At 38.5% G+C, this 17,970-nt stretch carries 17 protein-coding genes; 7 read left to right on the top strand and 10 right to left on the bottom strand.

What is annotated here, in order from left to right:
- Positions 1–4 precede the first annotated feature (4 nt).
- Positions 5–694 carry a (d)CMP kinase gene (cmk, locus tag AC6H0V_RS09540; protein ID WP_497559962.1) on the bottom strand — a complete coding sequence of 230 codons (690 nt, stop codon included), beginning with the start codon at positions 692–694 and terminating at the stop codon, positions 5–7.
- A gap of 140 nt (positions 695–834) precedes the next feature.
- Here cmk and AC6H0V_RS09535 point away from each other — a divergent pair, with 140 nt between their 5' ends.
- Together AC6H0V_RS09535 and arfB are read left to right on the top strand one after the other, a co-directional pair.
- Positions 835–1,359, top strand: coding sequence for a ferritin (locus tag AC6H0V_RS09535; RefSeq protein ID WP_497559961.1), 525 nt, complete (start codon positions 835–837; stop codon positions 1,357–1,359).
- A 376-nt stretch (positions 1,360–1,735) separates the two neighbouring features.
- Positions 1,736–2,143, top strand: a complete 408-nt coding sequence (gene arfB / locus AC6H0V_RS09530) for an alternative ribosome rescue aminoacyl-tRNA hydrolase ArfB (protein ID WP_497559960.1) — start codon at positions 1,736–1,738, stop codon at positions 2,141–2,143.
- Between the two features lie 93 nt (positions 2,144–2,236).
- Here the strand turns inward: arfB and AC6H0V_RS09525 are convergent, their stop codons facing one another.
- Both AC6H0V_RS09525 and lon read right to left on the bottom strand, forming a co-directional pair.
- Positions 2,237–3,187: a lipid A deacylase LpxR family protein gene (locus AC6H0V_RS09525; protein WP_497559959.1), complete on the bottom strand. Its 951-nt coding sequence runs from the start codon at positions 3,185–3,187 to the stop codon at positions 2,237–2,239.
- Positions 3,187–5,664, bottom strand: a complete 2,478-nt coding sequence (gene lon, locus AC6H0V_RS09520; RefSeq protein ID WP_497559958.1) for an endopeptidase La — start codon at positions 5,662–5,664, stop codon at positions 3,187–3,189. Before lon ends, AC6H0V_RS09525 begins: the two co-directional genes overlap by 1 nt.
- A 302-nt stretch (positions 5,665–5,966) precedes the next feature.
- On the opposite strand from lon, the gene AC6H0V_RS09515 reads away from it, so the two are divergent.
- Positions 5,967–6,593 (top strand): tetratricopeptide repeat protein, encoded by a 627-nt coding sequence (locus tag AC6H0V_RS09515; protein ID WP_497559957.1) that lies wholly within the window; start codon positions 5,967–5,969, stop codon positions 6,591–6,593.
- A gap of 135 nt (positions 6,594–6,728) precedes the next feature.
- On the opposite strand, the gene AC6H0V_RS09510 is transcribed toward AC6H0V_RS09515, so the two are convergent.
- Together AC6H0V_RS09510 and gpmI are read right to left on the bottom strand one after the other, a co-directional pair.
- Positions 6,729–7,298, bottom strand: coding sequence for a hypothetical protein (locus AC6H0V_RS09510; RefSeq protein ID WP_497559956.1), 570 nt, complete (start codon positions 7,296–7,298; stop codon positions 6,729–6,731).
- Positions 7,298–8,818 (bottom strand): 2,3-bisphosphoglycerate-independent phosphoglycerate mutase, encoded by a 1,521-nt coding sequence (gpmI, locus tag AC6H0V_RS09505; RefSeq protein ID WP_497559955.1) that lies wholly within the window; start codon positions 8,816–8,818, stop codon positions 7,298–7,300. The genes AC6H0V_RS09510 and gpmI overlap by 1 nt, the downstream gene beginning before the upstream one ends.
- 166 nt (positions 8,819–8,984) lie before the next feature.
- Here gpmI and AC6H0V_RS09500 point away from each other — a divergent pair, with 166 nt between their 5' ends.
- The 4 genes from AC6H0V_RS09500 (at position 8,985) to AC6H0V_RS09485 (ending at position 12,061) form a co-directional block, all read left to right on the top strand.
- Positions 8,985–9,389, top strand: coding sequence for a DUF4783 domain-containing protein (locus tag AC6H0V_RS09500; protein WP_497559954.1), 405 nt, complete (start codon positions 8,985–8,987; stop codon positions 9,387–9,389).
- A gap of 223 nt (positions 9,390–9,612) precedes the next feature.
- Positions 9,613–10,455, top strand: coding sequence for a carboxylating nicotinate-nucleotide diphosphorylase (gene nadC / locus AC6H0V_RS09495; RefSeq protein ID WP_497559953.1), 843 nt, complete (start codon positions 9,613–9,615; stop codon positions 10,453–10,455).
- A 52-nt stretch (positions 10,456–10,507) separates the two neighbouring features.
- Entirely contained in the window at positions 10,508–11,158 is a 651-nt protein-coding gene (gene plsY, locus AC6H0V_RS09490; protein ID WP_497559952.1) for a glycerol-3-phosphate 1-O-acyltransferase PlsY, read from the top strand.
- Positions 11,159–11,239: 81 nt separating this feature from the next.
- The gene (locus tag AC6H0V_RS09485) at positions 11,240–12,061 is read left to right on the top strand and encodes a M48 family metallopeptidase (protein ID WP_497559951.1); all 822 of its coding nucleotides are present in this window, start codon (positions 11,240–11,242) and stop codon (positions 12,059–12,061) included.
- A gap of 21 nt (positions 12,062–12,082) precedes the next feature.
- Here AC6H0V_RS09485 and AC6H0V_RS09480 read toward each other — a convergent pair whose 3' ends face one another.
- From AC6H0V_RS09480 to AC6H0V_RS09460, 5 genes are all read right to left on the bottom strand, one after another.
- A complete protein-coding gene (locus AC6H0V_RS09480; RefSeq protein WP_497559950.1) occupies positions 12,083–13,327 on the bottom strand; it encodes an anthranilate synthase component I family protein in 1,245 nt (414 codons plus the stop codon).
- 43 nt (positions 13,328–13,370) lie between these two features.
- Entirely contained in the window at positions 13,371–14,645 is a 1,275-nt protein-coding gene (locus AC6H0V_RS09475) for an adenylosuccinate synthase (protein WP_497559949.1), read from the bottom strand.
- Between the two features lie 33 nt (positions 14,646–14,678).
- Positions 14,679–15,173, bottom strand: coding sequence for a Fur family transcriptional regulator (locus AC6H0V_RS09470; RefSeq protein ID WP_497559948.1), 495 nt, complete (start codon positions 15,171–15,173; stop codon positions 14,679–14,681).
- A gap of 229 nt (positions 15,174–15,402) precedes the next feature.
- Positions 15,403–15,624 (bottom strand): hypothetical protein, encoded by a 222-nt coding sequence (locus AC6H0V_RS09465; RefSeq protein WP_497559947.1) that lies wholly within the window; start codon positions 15,622–15,624, stop codon positions 15,403–15,405.
- A 41-nt stretch (positions 15,625–15,665) separates the two neighbouring features.
- Positions 15,666–17,879, bottom strand: a complete 2,214-nt coding sequence (locus AC6H0V_RS09460) for a RelA/SpoT family protein (protein ID WP_497559946.1) — start codon at positions 17,877–17,879, stop codon at positions 15,666–15,668.
- Positions 17,880–17,970 lie beyond the last annotated feature (91 nt).

Raw genomic sequence — 17,970 nt, 5'->3', positions numbered from 1 at the left:
GTATCTAGTGCTTAATGCTATCCAAAAATGGACTGATCTTGGCCAAAGCAAAATCAAGCTGCTCCAATTCTGTTAAGTCTGTATTGTCTAAAATAATAGCATCTTCGGCCCGTACCAGCGGACTTTCTTTTCGGGTAGTGTCGGCATAATCACGGTGAGCTAAATTTTCGAAAACATCTTCCAAACTGGTTGTTCTGTCTCCTTTTGCAATTAACTCCTTATACCTGCGTTCGGCTCTTATTTTAGGATCGGCTGTCATAAAAAACTTAATCTGCGCATCTTCAAATACCGCAGTGCCGATATCACGCCCGTCCATTACGATATTTTTTGATTTTCCCATGCGTTGTTGCTGCTTAACCATGTCATAACGAACCAATTTATTGGCAGATACTTCACTTACGCTTTCAGAAACGGGCATTTGTCTAATTTCATCAGAAACTTCTTCGCCATTTAAAAGGATATGGGATTCGTAGTCCCTAGAGTGAAAATTGAGATCGATATGATTAAGGGCTCCCTTCACATCTTCTGGATTGGTTACATCAACCTGATTACGAATAAAAAATAAGGTTACTGCCCGGTACATGGCACCGCTATCAACATATATAAAACCTAATTTTTTGGCCAAAGCTTTAGCCAAAGTGCTTTTACCGCAAGAGGAATAACCATCTATTGCTATAACCAGATTTTTTCTCATCTTCAACAAAGGTAATATTTTGAAATTGTTTTTTTTGGTCTAGTTTGCATTTACTTAATGGCTTTTAGCCTAGTTCAAAACCAAAATAAATAGAACAATTTGATGCTTATAAGGGTTTAATAGGATATAAATCAAAATTTATGCTATTATCAGCCACAATGCTAAATGCTTTAAACGAGCAAGTTAAAATAGAAGCAGAATCCTCTCAAATTTATTTGGCCGTAGCTTCATGGCTCGAAACCCAACCTGGATTAGAGGGCTATACCGAATTTTTTTACAAGCAGAGCGATGAAGAACGTCATCATATGCTCAAATTTATACATTATATCAACGATAGGGACGGTCATGCCATCATTCCAGCACTCGCTATGCCTCAAAACAACTATTTGCAGGTAATCGACGTTTTTAGGGATTTTCTGAAAAATGAACTGGAGGTGTCACAATCTATCAATAATCTTGTAGATCTTGCTTTACAGGAAAAAGATTATATCACCTTTAAATTTTTGCAATGGTACCTTGACGAACAATTGGAAGAAGAGAAAATGGCCAAAACGATGTTAGAAAAACTGGAACTAGTGGGTAATGACAGAGGTGGGGTGTACCAACTTGATAAAGATATTATCACTCTTAGAGAAAAAGTGAGCGGGAGTAAGGAAGAGGAGTAGGATGTCAAATGGAAGATGGAAGATGGAAGTCCGAAGTCCGAGAGTCCAAAAGTCCAAAAGTCCAAAAGTCCAAAAGTCCAAAAGTCCAAAAGTCCGGAAAATTGAACAAGCAAGATAGTAATACAAATCGGTGTAATCTGTTTATCAGTGTAATCATCCGCGAAGCGAAAGAAGTCGGGAGTCGGAGTTGGGAGTTAGGAGATGGAAGATGGAAGATGGAAGATGGAAGATGGAACCAGTAAAGTTAGTAATACAAATCGGTGTAATCTCTTTCCCGATAGCTATCGGGACGGTGTAATCACCCGCGTAGCGAATCAGTGTAATCATCCGCTACGCGAAAAATTGTACATTAATCAGGATTTAATATTTTTGTGCAATGGTACCCCTTAAAGAAGAATTAATAAAAGAAGTAACCTTTAAAACCTCACGAAGTGGAGGCAAGGGCGGTCAAAATGTAAACAAGGTTTCGAGTAAAGTTGAGCTCGTCTTCAATGTGCAAGAAACTGTTTTATTTACCGAGGAGGAAAAAGCGTTATTACTGGAAAGATTAAAAAATAAAATAGATTCTGAGGGGAATCTCCACCTTGTATCTCAAGTAGACAGAAGCCAACTGGCCAATAAAGAAATCGTTATTATCAAATTTATCGATTTGCTAGCCAAATCCTTAAAAATCCAAAAAAAACGAAAGCCAACCAAAATTCCTAAATCCGTTATCGAAAAGAGACTTAATAATAAGTTAGCCAAGGCCACCAAAAAAGAGCACAGAAAAAAGCCAATTATTTGAGAGCATGAAGCATGGGAGCATAGGGGATGCTAGTGTATTCGCCTCAGCTATCACCCATGAACTATAAACTATCAACCACCCATTCTAACTCCGCTATTTAAGCCGATAATTTAACGAAATCATACCATATTGGTCGGCTAGCGCAACACTCTTTACTTCTCGAGATTTAAAAAGTAGGCTAAAATCAACCGTAAATCTAGCGCTACTATAATCAAATCCAACTTGTTGAGCAAATACAAACCTCTTCACTTCAAATGTTACAGGGCTGTTATGGTTAAACATACCTCCTTGGATTGAAGCATCGTAAGCCACAAAATTTAATTGGGGTTTAGCATAAAAGAAAAATTCTCTTTTGGTTAATTTTTCTGTCGTCGCCTTGTTACTAATCACCGAATTGGTAGAGCCAGAATTAAATAATTGATTTATTCTTCCAGTTCTGAATACTACTCCTGCGCCAGCTCCGCTAAATGTTGTACCTGCGTTGATATAGGTTTCTAATGAGAAATCGAGGTCCTTTGCTTCAGATCGATGTAAAAGCTTGGTATATTGAGCAGAAACGTTGGCGGCCAATTCATTGGTGATCTGATATTGCCAACCATCAATTTCGTAAAAGCCAAATGTGCTGTGCAGAAGTTTTTGGGCATCCTCAGCCAAGGCATCAGGCCCGATGGTGCCCAGCTCTGCACTGATCTTTAGCACACTTTCCTTTTTGTAGAAAAAATTAAAATCTCCGCCTGCAAATAAATAGCCGGCAAATGGGCGATCTTGTTTTGATTTAATTGGCCGGTTCCCCGAAATTGGATTGTACATTTTCTGACCTATAGTAAACCCATAGATAAATTTCTCTAAATTTTTCCCTAATTTCTCTTGATCTGTAGCATGGCGAAAATTTAAAAATAGCCCATTGGTGTAATAACGGTCTTGTGAAATAAAAAGATAAGCATCATTATCACTTTTTAGTCCGATCTCATTTTTATAATTCTGGGCAAAGGTATTACTGCAGTAGCCTATTATTGCTGCAATAAGTAAAGCTTTTAAACGCATCAATTAGTATTTGGAACTGAAACGGATTTAATGCTCAAATCTTGCGCATCCTTAACTTTATCTTTGGTGAGCGCCAAATCAATTACTTCCTTCATTTCTGTCACATAGTGAAATTTAAGGTCTTTAATGTAATTCTCTTTGATTTCAAGAATATCTTTCCGATTAGATTTACATAGGATTATGTCCTTTATATTCGCCCTTTTAGCCGCAAGAATTTTCTCTTTGATTCCACCTACTGGCAATACTTTACCCCTCAAGGTAATCTCGCCCGTCATTGCTAAATTAGATTTAACCTTACGTTGTGTAAATGCTGATGTAAGGGCCGTTAGCATAGTTATACCTGCCGAAGGACCGTCTTTTGGAGTGGCTCCTGCCGGAACATGTACGTGCACATCAAAATGATCAAATAACTGATTGTCTATACCGAATAATGTAGCATGTGCGCGAATATAGGCCAAGGCAATGATCGCAGATTCTTTCATTACATCACCTAAATTGCCGGTTAGTGTGAGTTTTCCTTTTCCTGGACTTAAGCTTGCTTCAATAAATAGGATATCCCCACCAACCTGGGTCCATGCCAATCCGGTAACTACACCTGCAACTTCATTTCCTTCATATAAATCTTTGTCATAGGTTGGGGCACCAAGAATACGTTCGATGTCGTGCTGTGTTAAAAGGGATTCGTACTTCTCATCCATCGCAATTTTTGTAGCCACGCCACGAACTAAGGAGCCTATTTTCTTTTCTAATCCACGTACGCCGCTTTCACGCGTATAATCTTCGATTACTCTTTCTATTAATGAACTTTTGAGGGTGATATCCTTAAGTTTAAGGCCATGTTGCTCCTTTTGTTTGGGCAAGAGGTATTTTTTTGCTATTTCAATCTTTTCTTCGATGGTATAGCCATTTACCTCTATAATTTCCATTCTATCCAGTAATGCTGGCTGTATAGAACTCAACGAATTAGCCGTTGCGATGAAGAGCACATTAGATAAGTCGTAATCAGCCTCAACATAATGGTCGTTAAAAGCACTATTTTGCTCAGGATCTAATACCTCAAGCAGAGCTGATGAAGGATCGCCCCTAAAATCAGAGCCAACCTTATCTATCTCATCCAAAACAAAAACAGGATTTGAGGCACCTGCTTTTTTGATGGACTGGATAATACGTCCTGGCATTGCGCCGATGTAAGTTTTTCGATGTCCACGGATTTCGGCTTCATCTCTAATTCCACCTAAGGCCATGCGTACATACTTACGATTAATTGCTTTTGCAATAGATTTTCCTAACGATGTTTTTCCAACACCCGGAGGGCCCACTAAGCAAATGATAGGGGCCTTCATGTTTCTTTTTAATTTAAGCACAGCCAGGTATTCGATAATCCTTTGCTTTACTTTTTCCAGTCCAAAATGATCCTTATCTAAAATACGTTGGGCACGTTTTAGGTCAAAATTATCTTTTGTGAAATCGTTCCAAGGTAAGTCTAGCAACAACTCCAAGTAGTTCATTTGGATAGAATAATCGGGCGCTGCCGGATTCATCCTGCCCAGCTTTTCTAGCTCTTTTCCAAAATGATCACCTACTGGTTTTGCCCACTTTTTCTTTTTGGCGCGGATTGCCAAAGCCTCATATTCTAAATCTGAAGAATTTCCACCAAGCTCTTCCTGAATAGTTTTTAATTGGGCGTTTAAAAAATAATCACGTTGTTGCTTGTCTAAATCTGTTCTTACCTTAGATTGGATCTGATTTTTAAGCTCTAACATCTGTAGCTCTGATGTTAAGAGTTCCATTACCATCTCCGCACGTTTGCGCAAATTACCCATTTCAAGCATTTTCTGCTTGTCGGCAACATCCGCATTCATATTAGAAGAGATAAAATTGATCAAGAACGAGGTGCTTTCAATATTTTTTAATGCAATACCAGCTTCGCTCGGAATATTCGGAGAAAGTTGGATAATTTGAGATGACATTTCCTTAATTGCCGCAACCAAACTTTTAAATTCTTTATCAGATTTATGTTTTGATTCGGCAAATTTGGCAATAATAACTTTGATATAGGGTTCAGACTGTACTTCTTCAACCAATTGGAAACGTTGTTTCCCCTGGATAATTACCGTCGTATTCCCATCGGGCATTTGCAGCATTTTAATAATTTGCGCAACCGTTCCAACACTGTTAAGCTGGTCAAAAGTAGGGTCTTCCACTGCTACATCACGTTGTGAAACTACTCCGATAATTTTATCGCCTTTGTACGCTTCCCGTATTAATTTTATAGATTTATCTCTACCTACAGTGATGGGAATTACTACACCCGGAAATAAAACGGTGTTTCTAAGTGGTAATATGGCTAATATCTCGGGTGTTTCTTCATTGTTCATTTCATCTTCGTCCTGTTGAGACATCAATGGAAAGAACTCTGTATCTTCATTTATCATGGGTAGTGCTTGACTAAAATCAAAGTGATCTTGTTTGCTCATTTAAATAGGCCTTTTTAAATAGTATTAACGACAATCTGACAGCATGCCGTTATATAATTAATAATTGTGTAGTGATGGTTGTAATTTCAACTCTTGTGCCAAAAATCTAAAAAGCTGATTTGACTGTTAAAACGTCAGCCTCAAAAAAATTAGTAGTTGATAACATATTTAGCACTTTTTAACGTTTACCTTAATATTTGTATCAAACTAGAATTTGTATATTAGGAGAAAATATTACAAAATACAATAATTGTTTATCCCCTTAACGGAGATTTGTAATTTAAACAAAATAAAAACGCTGAATGAATTATTCAAAAACGTCATTTTTAGTACTATTTTTAATTTCCACTGCACTCACTACTTTCGCCCAGGTTAATTATGAGCGATTGGGCATGCAAGCTTTCATGAAAAGCGATTATAAAGCTGCTGTTGGTCAGCTGGAGAAGGCCGACCAAAATGATCCAAACAATGCCAGTGTATTAAAAATGCTGGGCTACTCTTATTTTCAATGCGGTGATTTTGAAAATGCAATTACGGCCTATAGTCGCTTGATTGCATTAAAACCAAACGACTACTCTGCCTATTATTATCGCGGAAAAGCAAGGCTTAACATTGCCAATGCGCCAAAAGAATCATTAAATCAGCTGAGAGAAAATTTTTATGTTTCGGCCATAAAAGATTTTACTAAAGCTATAGAAATTGATGGAGAAGAAGACACCCAAATTCTCCAAAATAGGGGTATTGCCTATAAAGATTATGCTATTTTTAAATCGTATAAAATTAAAAAAGCACCAGAAAAGTTAGCCTGCATCTCCATCTTTAACAATTCAATTGCGGATTTTCAGAAGGTGCTTACCATGCAGCCACTCAGAAATGATATTGTTAAGCTCATTGATTATGTGAAGGCTCAGATTGCTAGCCTTAAGTAGAGGTTTGGAGGTTGGCGTTAGGCGTTGGCGATGTCCCGAAGAAGCAACTAAGTTGAATGAATTCATTTGAAAAACTTAGGTTTCTGAGGTGTCTTACCTGCCTGCCGGCAGGCAGGGGTGGTGAAAGAAATAATATCAGTGCCCAAAGCGCCCTTCGATCAAATACCTTTTTTCTTCCATCAATTTAATGTGCTGTAACTTTTTAATCTGGTATGCGCTATCGGGAAAATAGCTCAAGCTATCTGTTGAGGTATATAAGGCGTTGTTGTTGTGAATAAAAACCTTAATGAAATTTATTTTATCCTCCTTCTTGCTGATTAAGATCTGTTTAACAGCAATTTTCTCATTTGTTGAAGTATAGATCGTTACTTCATAATTCAAAGTAGATGCTTGGGCATTGTTTGAATATGGAGTAAGATGTATTGACTTTTTAAATGATCCCCTCCAAGAACTTTTATTGATATCAGCATCTATAAAAACGCTAAACTCCTTTTCCCAATTTTTGATGATTATTTTTTTCTGCTCCGACTTGCCGTTAATCCATACCGTTTTAACAATTGGTTCATTTTTGTTCTTCAACCGTGATGCTTCCTTTTTAAAATAGCCTTCCAGATCGAAATAGGTTTTCACTTTCGATTTTTCCTCCTTTTTAAAATTGCATGAAGTAAATAGGATAATTAACAGAAAAAAGAAGGATATTCTCATTACACTAAGCAATTACCCGTCATGATCGGCGGTATGGCAATTCCCATAATTTTTAAAATTGTGGTCGAAATATCACCCAATTTCCCATCAGCTATGCTTTTATAATCATCGTCGATTAAAATGCAGGGCACCAAATTAGTGGTATGCGCCGTGTTTACTGAACCATCATTATTAATCATAAACTCAGAATTTCCATGATCTGCAAGGATGATAAAGGAATAACCATTTTCGATCCCCGTTTTAACCACTTGCGATGCACAATAATCAGCTGTTTCTACTGCTTTTACTACGGCCTCAAAAACTCCTGTATGACCTACCATATCGGGGTTAGCGAAGTTTAGGCATACAAAATCAGGCCATCCGCTTTTTAGCTCCTTATTTATTGCTTCCGTAATTCCGGCAGCGCTCATCTCTGGTTGCAGATCGTATGTAGCTACCTTGGGCGAGGGTATTAAAATCCTTTTTTCATTTTCGAATTCTTTTTCCCTTCCTCCGCTAAAGAAAAAGGTTACATGCGGGTATTTTTCTGTCTCCGCAATGCGGATCTGGTTTTTATGATTGGCCTCTAGCACTTCACCTAAAGTATTGGATAGGTCATCTTTGGTAAAAATTACTTTAACTCCTTCAAAATTATCGTCATAACTGGTCATGGTTACATAATACAGTGGCAATTTTTGCATTCCGAAATCAGGGTAATCGTTCTGACTTAACGCTGCGGTAATTTCCCTTCCTCTATCCGTTCTATAATTAAAACATAGCACTACATCGCCGGGCTTAATGGTTGCAGTTGGGTTGCCAACACCATCAGTTATTACAATGGGCTTGGTAAATTCGTCTGTTATCCCTTCCTGATAAGATTTCTGAACGGCAGTTGCGGCATCGGTTGCTTTATCGCCAATCCCGTTTACCATTACATCATAGGCCAGCTTTACGCGTTCCCAACGGCTATCCCTATCCATGGCGTAATACCTGCCTATCAAACTTGCGATTTTACCGGTAGAGGTCTTTAAATGATTGTTTAAACTATTGATATACCCTGCTCCGGCATTCGGGTCTGTATCCCTTCCGTCTAAAAAAGCGTGAATAAATACTTTTTCCAAGCCATTTTCCTGTGCTGCATCACATAGCGCTTTAAGGTGATTGATGTGGGCATGTACGCCTCCATCAGATAATAATCCTATAAAATGAACTGCTTTATCGTTGTTTTTGGCATAGTTAAAAGCATCAACAAGAACTTGATTACTATGGAGCGTTCGATCTGAAATGGCTTTGTTTATTCTTCCTAATTCCTGATAAACCACTCTACCTGCGCCGAGGTTCATGTGCCCAACTTCCGAATTTCCCATTTGTCCGGCAGGTAAGCCCACTGCTTCTCCAGAAGCTTCCAATTTAGAGTTAGGATACTGCTTCAACATCGAATCAAAAAATGGAGTATTAGCAGCGAAAGCGGCATCCGATTTATCCTGCTTTCCGTATCCCCAGCCATCAAGTATTAACAGTACCAATTTTTTAGCTTTCATTATATTATAGTTTTTAGAACAAATTAAGACTGTGGATTGTTGTTGAATTTTATTGTAGTATTCTAGCGCAAATATAAACCTATTGAACCTTTAACAGAAAGTTTTTGGGCATTAAGATTTATTAATGGCATAATTTTGGCTTTAAATTATTTGTTTTTTAACACAAATGATGAAACCATTACTTGCATTAATGCTTTTGCTCTTGCATTTTCCATCAACTAACGCGTCTCAGGCTGATATAATAGATGATTTGCTTGTGCAATTTAAGGCCGGAAATTCAAAAGAAATTGCCAAAAATTTTGCCCCTTCTATAGAATTAATCATAATTGATCAGGAAGATGTATACAGTAAAGCACAATCTGAACAGATTTTGAGAGATTTTTTTCTTAAAAATACGCCTAATAAAGTAACCCTCATCCACCGTCTAAATAATAACCAAAATTTTAGGTTTGCCGCGTTTTCTTTAGGTACAAAAAATGGGAAGTACAGGGTTACCGTTACTTTAAATTTAAAGAAATTAACCAATACTTTCGTAATCACAGAACTACGGATTGAACAGGATAAAGAGTAGTTCAGTTACCTTAGCCCCGCCTCCTGGAGGAGAGGAAAGGTTTAATTTAGAAGATGACATCCGTAGCCAAATTGATAAGAAGGATAATGTTCTGTTCTTATACCGACAAGGATTCCCTTATTTTTCAACTCTGCTATCCCGAGGATAACCAGCCTCCGCGTTCTTTGCGAAAACTCTGCGCTCTTTGCGTTTAAATTACTAGTTTTGCAAATAAATTTAAGTTTTGGATAAAAAATTAGTAGATCTCTTTATTAAGAATGCCATTGCCGAAGATATTGGCGATGGAGATCATACCTCCTTATCAACTATTCCTGAAAATACACAAGGTAAAGCCAAATTAATTGTTAAAGAAGATGGCATATTAGCAGGGGTAGAGCTTGCGCTTGAAATATTTGATCAGGTTAATTCCCAATTAAAGATTACTGTTTTAATTGATGATGGTGCTGCTGTTAAAGTAGGCGATATTGTTTTGACAGTTGAGGGGAGCACACACGCTATATTATTGGCCGAAAGATTGGTTTTAAATTGTATGCAGCGCATGAGCGGGATTGCCACCAAAACCAACCGAATTGTTGGGCTATTAAAGCCTTATCATACCCAAATTTTAGATACGCGTAAAACTACCCCCGGATTCAGATACCTCGAAAAATGGGCCGTAAAAATTGGCGGAGGAGTTAACCATCGGATTGGTTTGTACGATATGATCTTAATTAAGGATAACCATGTTGATTATGCGGGTGGAATTGCCAATGCAATTAAAGCCGCAAACCAATACCTCAAACATCATCATCTAGATTTGGCCATTGAAATAGAAGTTAGAAATCTCGCAGAATTAGCCCAAGTACTTGCCGAAGGAAACGTTGATCGAATTATGCTCGATAACTTTGAACCATCCTTATTAAAAGAGGCAGTTGCCCTGGTTAACGGTAAATTCATTACAGAAGCGTCTGGTGGCATAACCGAAGAAAATGTGGCAGAATATGCCGCATGTGGGGTTGACTACATTTCTATGGGCGCATTGACCCATTCTGTTAAAAGTTTAGACCTAAGTTTAAAAGCATACTAATTCAACAAAATACTAGGTTTTGAATCTGATTTTTTTAGTATAATTGTAGGTCATGATTTCGATCTATTCCATTTCAGCCCTAATTGCTGCCTATCTTCTTGGTTCTATACCCACGGCAGTGTGGTTAGGTCAGGCATTTTATGGTGTTGATGTTAGGGAATATGGGAGTGGCAATGCCGGAGCTACAAATACTTTTAGGGTATTAGGCAAAAAAGCCGGTATTGCGGTTATGGTTATCGATATTTCCAAAGGCTATACCGCAACAAAGTTGGCCGCATTTATTGGCCTTTCTATCACCGGTCCTCATTTTTCGGCAGAATTTGTAAACTACGAGCTGGCATTGGGCGTAATCGCGGTAATGGGACACCTCTTTCCTGTATTTGCGGGTTTCAGGGGTGGGAAAGGTGTAGCTACACTTTTCGGAATGGTGTTGGCTGTTAATCCGATGGCCGCTTTACTATGTGTAATTGTTTTTGTGGTCGTGTTGCTCACCACCAAATACGTCTCTCTCAGCTCAATCTGCGCGGGCTTTACCTTTCCCATAGGAATCGTATTTGTATTGCAATCATCTGTCAAATCTGAAGCACTTTACGGCATCTGCGTATGCGTGCTGATATTGGTTACCCATCAAAAAAACCTAGAAAGATTGCTGAAAGGCAAAGAGTCGAAGGTATATCTCTTTAAAAAGAAACAGAGCCAATAGCTTCTTTTTTCAAACTATCGGGCATACTATTTGTTAAGCTAATTAACGTGATTATTTTTTTAACGTTCATTTAAAAATAGTATGAAAAAATTAATGATTATAGGATTTGTCGCAAGTATGGTGACAATCTCTTCATGTACAACATCTGTTGTACCTTTAACAGGACGTAAAGTTTCTACCTTTGGGGTAAGTGCTGCAGACCTAGAACAGCAGGCTGCCATAGGATATTCTCAATTACTAAGTGATCCTAGTACCAAAGTGGTTTCAACCAATTCTACACAAACCCAAATGGTTAAAAGGGTAGGGGGAAAGATTGCTGCCGCAGTAACTCAATACATGAATGCAAATGGATACGGGGAACAGATCAAAAACTACAAATGGGAATTTAATTTAATAGAAAGTAAAGAAATCAATGCATGGTGCATGCCGGGAGGGAAAGTTGCAGTTTATACTGGTATCCTACCAATTACGATGGATGAAGCCGGATTGGCAACGGTAATGGGGCATGAAATTGCACATGCTATTGCTCAGCATTCTGTAGAACGTGCTTCAAGTATGTTAAAAGCACAATTGGGAGGCGCAATCGTAGGCGTAGCGGCAAGCGGTAGATCTGAGGAAACTCAAAATGCAGTTAATCAATTGTATGGAATTGGCGCCCAGGCAGGCTACGTATTACCTAATTCACGTGCCCAAGAGCTAGAAGCTGATAAAATGGGTCTTTCATTTATGGCAATGGCTGGTTACAATCCTACTAGTGCGGTAAGCTTTTGGCAAAGAATGTCACAAGCTAGCGCAAGTACCGCTAAACCACCAGTATTTTTAAGTACCCACCCTACAGATCAATCACGGATCGCGCAAATTCAAAAAGATTTGCCAGAGGCCATGAAGTACTACAAGAAATAATTAGCTAATTAAAAGTATTAGCTAATTAGCTAATACTTTTAATATTGCCGATGCTTTTAACAAACATTCCTCATATTCTTCTTCAGCATTTGCTGCATAAGTAATAGCGCCCCCAACCTGAAAGGACAGGTAATTTTTTTTAGCGTTGTATAAAATGCTTCGTATAACCACATTAAAATCAAAATCTCCCGAGGGAGTAATACACCCAAATGAACCCGAAAAGACACCTCTTTTAGACTTTTCGTAGGTATCTATCAATTTCATGGCCTTTATTTTGGGCGCTCCTGTCATCGAGCCCATTGGGAAGGTGTTCTTAATGGCATCGATAAAGTGAATATTTGGATCTAGTTTGCAGCTAATGGTAGAAATCATTTGATGCACCTGTGGGAAAGTGTAGATCCCAAATAGCTCGTCAACACTTACGCTTCCCTTAACCGCACTTTTGGTTAAATCATTCCTCACTAAATCTACAATCATTACATTCTCTGCCTGTTCTTTGATGCTTGACTTTAAAGCGGTTTTAATTTGTTGATCTTCAACCGGATCTAAACTTTTTTTAGCGGTGCCCTTAATTGGCTGAGAAATGAGCTGGTTGCCACGTTTACAAAGGAACCTTTCAGGCGTAGCCGATAAAATGTAACGATCATCAATTTTAAAGAAACCTGAAAATGGGGTAGGCGAGATGTGGTTTAATTCTTTATAAACTGCCAAAGGATTGATTTTGGCATGCCTCGCAAAAAACTCCTGACAAAAGTTAATCTCGTAGCTATCGCCTCTTTTAATATGGGATTGAAGCATTTCTACAGTAGAAATATAACTTTTTCTGTCAAATTTAGCCTCAATAGTTAAGTTACATGTGTTGGTAGGTTCTGTTAAGATTATTTTTTCAATAGTAGCAATAAGATCATCACCGCCCTTAATCACTTTTACATCGGTATTAGTAAAAGCAATTAAATATTTAGGAACAAAAAAGTAAAGGTCAGGGAAATCAAGTTCATCTTGATGCGAGCTGCTTAGCTCTTCTATTTCATTTTTAAGTTCGTAGCTCAATAGGCCGAACATCCAATCCTGATGCAACTCATAAAATGAATGTAATTGATCAAAGGCATTCCCAATGTGCGCGTTAAGTGTATGAACCTGACCTGCGGCAATTAAACAATCGTATTGACTGTAAGGATCGGTATACTGATTGGAATCCAAGCAACAACATACATCAAAAGACGCTGCCCATTGCATTGCTTTCTGCTTTATGGTATTAATTTCCATGCTTTAAGTCTCAAACTTACGAAGTTTTTTAAACTTCGTAAGTTTAGAGCATCAAAGTCTGTTTACGGTCTGGACCAACCGAAAGATATTTGATTGGAACTTGTAATTCTGTTTCTAGAAATGCGATATAGTCTGCAAGTTCTGATGGCACCTGATCAAGCTGCGTTATTTGGGTAAGATCAGTTTTCCATCCCTTAATTGCCTTTAATACGGGTTTTGGTTGGATAGAAATGATATCATACGGCATATAATCAATGGTTTCTCCATTGTACTCGTAATGCGTACAGGCGTAAATGGTATCAAAACCATCAAGCACATCTGCTTTCATCATGATCAGTTCTGTAACACCATTAAGCATAATGGCATATTTCAATGCGGGCAAATCAATCCAGCCACATCTACGGGCCCGTCCTGTTGTTGCACCAAATTCATGTCCAATCTGACGCAGATTTTCTCCAACTTCATTATCCAGCTCTGTAGGAAAAGGACCCCCACCAACACGGGTACAGTAGGCTTTAAAAATCCCAAAAACATCGCCCACTTTATTTGGAGCAATACCTAAGCCCGTACAGGCACCTGCTGTTGTAGTATTTGAGGAGGTTACAAATGGATAAGAACCGAAATCTACATCCAATAATGTTCCTTGGGCACCCTCGGCCATAACTTTTTTCCCTGCCTTAAGATAGTCATTTACAAAATGTTCGCTATCCACATGAGGGATGGTTTTTATAAATTCGATGGCTTCAAAAAAGGCGGCTTCTTTCTCTTCAAGATCATATTCAAATTGGTAATGCGACAAAATTTCTTTGTGTTTCTCCACTAATTTGGCATATCTAGCCTTAAAATCTGGCAAAGTGGTATCTCCAACACGTAAGCCATTCCGTCCGGTTTTATCCATATAAGTAGGGCCGATACCTTTAAGCGTAGAGCCGATTTTGCCAGCTCCCATCTTTTGTTCATTCGCTGCATCCAATAATTGATGGGTGGGCAAGATTAAATGTGCCTTACGGGCGATAACTAACTTTCCGGCTGCTACGGGATCATGGCCAGCTTTTTTAAGATTATCCAGCTCTCTTTTTAAAATAATGGGGTCTATTACCACACCGTTTCCAATGAGATTCATGATGCCCTCATTAAAAATACCTGAGGGAATGGTGTTTAGTACAAATTTTTTACCGTCGAACTCTAACGTGTGACCAGCATTTGGACCACCTTGAAAGCGGGCAATCATATCATATTGCGGACTTAAAACATCAACAATTTTTCCTTTGCCTTCATCGCCCCATTGCAGGCCTAGCAGTACGTCTACTTGCGTCATTATGTTAAATTAGAAGAGATTATAAAATGATTATTAGTTTGTTGCTTGTTGTTTTAGGGCGGTTGCCGATTTAATAGTTGCGGCTGCGCTACAATCAAAACATACGCCATACATGTTTAAAGAATGGTGTTTGATATCAAATTTTAAGAGATCGCCAACCATACTTTGAATTTGATGGATGCGTGGATCGCAGAATTCTACCACTTTACCACAATCTATGCATATCACATGGTCATGCTGGTGGTATCCGTATGATTTTTCGAACTGGGCCATGTTCTTACCAAACTGATGCTTGGTAACCAGATCACATGAAACTAATAGTTCGAGGGTGTTATAAACCGTAGCCCTGCTTACGCGGTACTTTTGGTTTTTCATGTGGATGTAAAGCGTTTCTACATCGAAATGGTCATTTCTAGAATAGATTTCTTCTAAAATGGCAAAACGCTCAGGGGTTTTTCTTAAGTTTTTATTCTCGAGATAGGCTTCGAATATTTTTCTAACCAACTCATTCGTATTCTGTCCAGACATAATTTTAAACTCCTCTCCAAAGGTAGATAAATGATTACACAGATAAAAGGGATTACAGCGATTAGTAATCAACACTGCGTAAAGATTGTTGAAAGTATCGCGTTTGGCATTTTGCGAACAGCGGTTCAGGACTTTCGACTCCCAACTGAAAACTCCCATCCCGATAGTTATCGGGAGAAAACTCCTTTGCGTTCTTTGCGAAATCTTTGCGTCCTTTGCGTTTTAAATATTAGCTCAAAAGTGTGCAGGCTACTTGACTAAGAAAACACGCTAATGGCTTAGATTTTACCATTAAATTTAACCCGCCCTTCGACAAGCTCAGGATGCCTTCCTGTAGGCATTTCTTTGAGATTTCTTCTGAAAACGTCTTTGCGTCCTTTGCGTAAACTCTACCAAGTTGTACCTGTCCTTCTACAAGCTCAGCCTGCCTGCCGGTAGGCAGGGATGACATTTTTATGGGTTCTAGCTGAAAACTCCCAACTCCCAACTGCCCTACTGTGCGTCAAACCTAGTTACCCCAGTAACCCCTTTTACTTCTAATAAATTCTTGATTAGATTATCCAAATGGTCTTTATCGTTTACAAAGATCATGATTGATCCGTCAAAAATTCCATCGTTTGTATCCACGGTAATTGAACGCATGTTTACTTTAAAATCATTGGAGATTACTTTGGTGATATTGTTAATCAATCCTACATCATCGATTCCGATAATATGAAGACCGGTTAAAAAAGTAAGCTCCTGTTGCCCGTTCCATTTCGCCTTTACTATTCTATAGCCATAGTTAGCCATCAGCTGTGCTGCATTAGGACAATTGGTTCGGTGAATTTTGATGCCCTCATTTACGGTTACGAAACCAAATACATCATCCCCCGGGATGGGATTACAACAAGCAGCAAGTGTATAATCTATTTTTTGAAGATCCTCGCCAATCAACAGGGTATCCGACTCAGGCCCTTTCACTTTATTTAGAAGTGCCTCAACATGTTTCCCATCGTTTTTAAAATCATTACCCCGATTCTCGATTTCCTTTTCACTGTTCAGGTAGTCTCTTAGGTCTTTAAGCTCAATTTTCCCATTGGCCACCGCAATAAAAAGATCCTGGTTAGACTGTAGTTTGAAGAAATAGGAGAGTTTATTTAAATTATCGGTGTTATAGGTTATTTTTAACGATTTAAGTTTTCTTTCTAAGGTTTCTTTACCTGTTTCGGCTATTTTTCGTTTCGCTTCTTTTAATGAAGATTTGATTTTTGATTTGGCCTTGGCGGTAACCACAATATTTAACCAATCTTCTTTTGGAACCTGTTTGCCTGAGGTGATGATCTCTACCTGATCGCCATTTTGTAGTTTGTGCGAAATAGGAACAAGTTTATGGTTTACTTTAGCGCCAATGCATTTTGCCCCAACATCGGTATGGATTTCAAATGCAAAATCTAAGGCTGTAGCGCCTAAAGGCAATTGAAGTAGCGCTCCTTTGGGTGTGAAAATGAAGATTTCATCAGAAAAGAGATTCATCTTAAAATCATCCAAGAAGTCTAGTGCATTGGCTTCTGGATTGCTGAGCATTTCACGTACTTTTTGGATCCATTGGTCAAGTCCGTTATCATTGCTTGATTCTTTGTATTTCCAGTGCGCTGCAAACCCTTTTTCGGCAATTTCATTCATTCGTTGGGTACGGATCTGAACTTCTACCCATTGCCCTTTTGGCCCCATTACCGTAGTGTGCAATGATTCGTATCCGTTTCCCTTTGGTGATGAAACCCAATCGCGTAAACGGTCGGGGTTAGGTCTATATAAATCGGTTACTATGGAATAGGCCTTCCAACAATCTGCTTTTTCGTGTTCTGGCAAGCTGTCTAAAATTATACGGATAGCAAAAAGATCATATACCTCCTCAAAAGGGATGTTCTTTTTCTTCATTTTATTCCATATCGAGTGGATAGATTTTGGTCGGCCATAGATATTGGCCACCAGGCCTTGTTCTGCTAAAATCTCATTTACTGGCTCTACAAATGTTTTGATAAACGAATTTCGCTCAGCTTTTTTCTCATTTAACTGGTTGGCGATATATTTGTAAGTATCCGGTTCCAGATATTTCATAGAAAGATCTTCCAGCTCTGATTTTATGGCATATAAGCCTAAACGATGTGCAAGCGGAGCATATAAATAGATCGTTTCTGAAGCAATTTTAAGCTGCTTTTGCCGCGGCATAAAATCCATGGTGCGCATGTTATGCAGGCGATCGGCAAGTTTGATCAGAATTACGCGAACATCATCAGCAAGCGTAAGTAGCATTTTCCGGAAATTTTCGGCCTGCAACGAACTGTTATAGTCGAAAACTCCTGATATTTTGGTTAATCCATCAATAATCTTGGCTGTTTTTTTCCCAAATTCCCGTTCGATATCATCCAACGTGATGTCTGTATCTTCTACCACATCGTGCAATAGAGCACATACAATGGAGGTAGTTCCTAATCCGATCTCTTCGGCAGCAATCTGGGCAACGGCGATAGGGTGATAAATGTAAGGCTCTCCAGATTTTCTTCGCATGTTCTGATGGCTTTCTAGGGCCATTTCAAATGCTTTTCTGATTTCTTTCTTATCTCCTTTTTGTAATGTAGACTTTGAAGCTCTTAAAAGTGCACGGTATCTTTTTAGGATTTCCTGCTTCTCAGCTTCAATATCAATTACTAAAGTATTTTTCATCAAGTGTGTGTATTTGTTTTTTCTAGGTAAAATTGTTGTATTTTAAGCTATTAATACTTAAATTCGATTGTAGAGGAAGCGAAAATATAAA

The sequence above is a fragment of the Pedobacter sp. NO84 genome (assembly GCF_059703915.1).
This window is presented reverse-complemented; position numbering and strand designations above follow the sequence as displayed.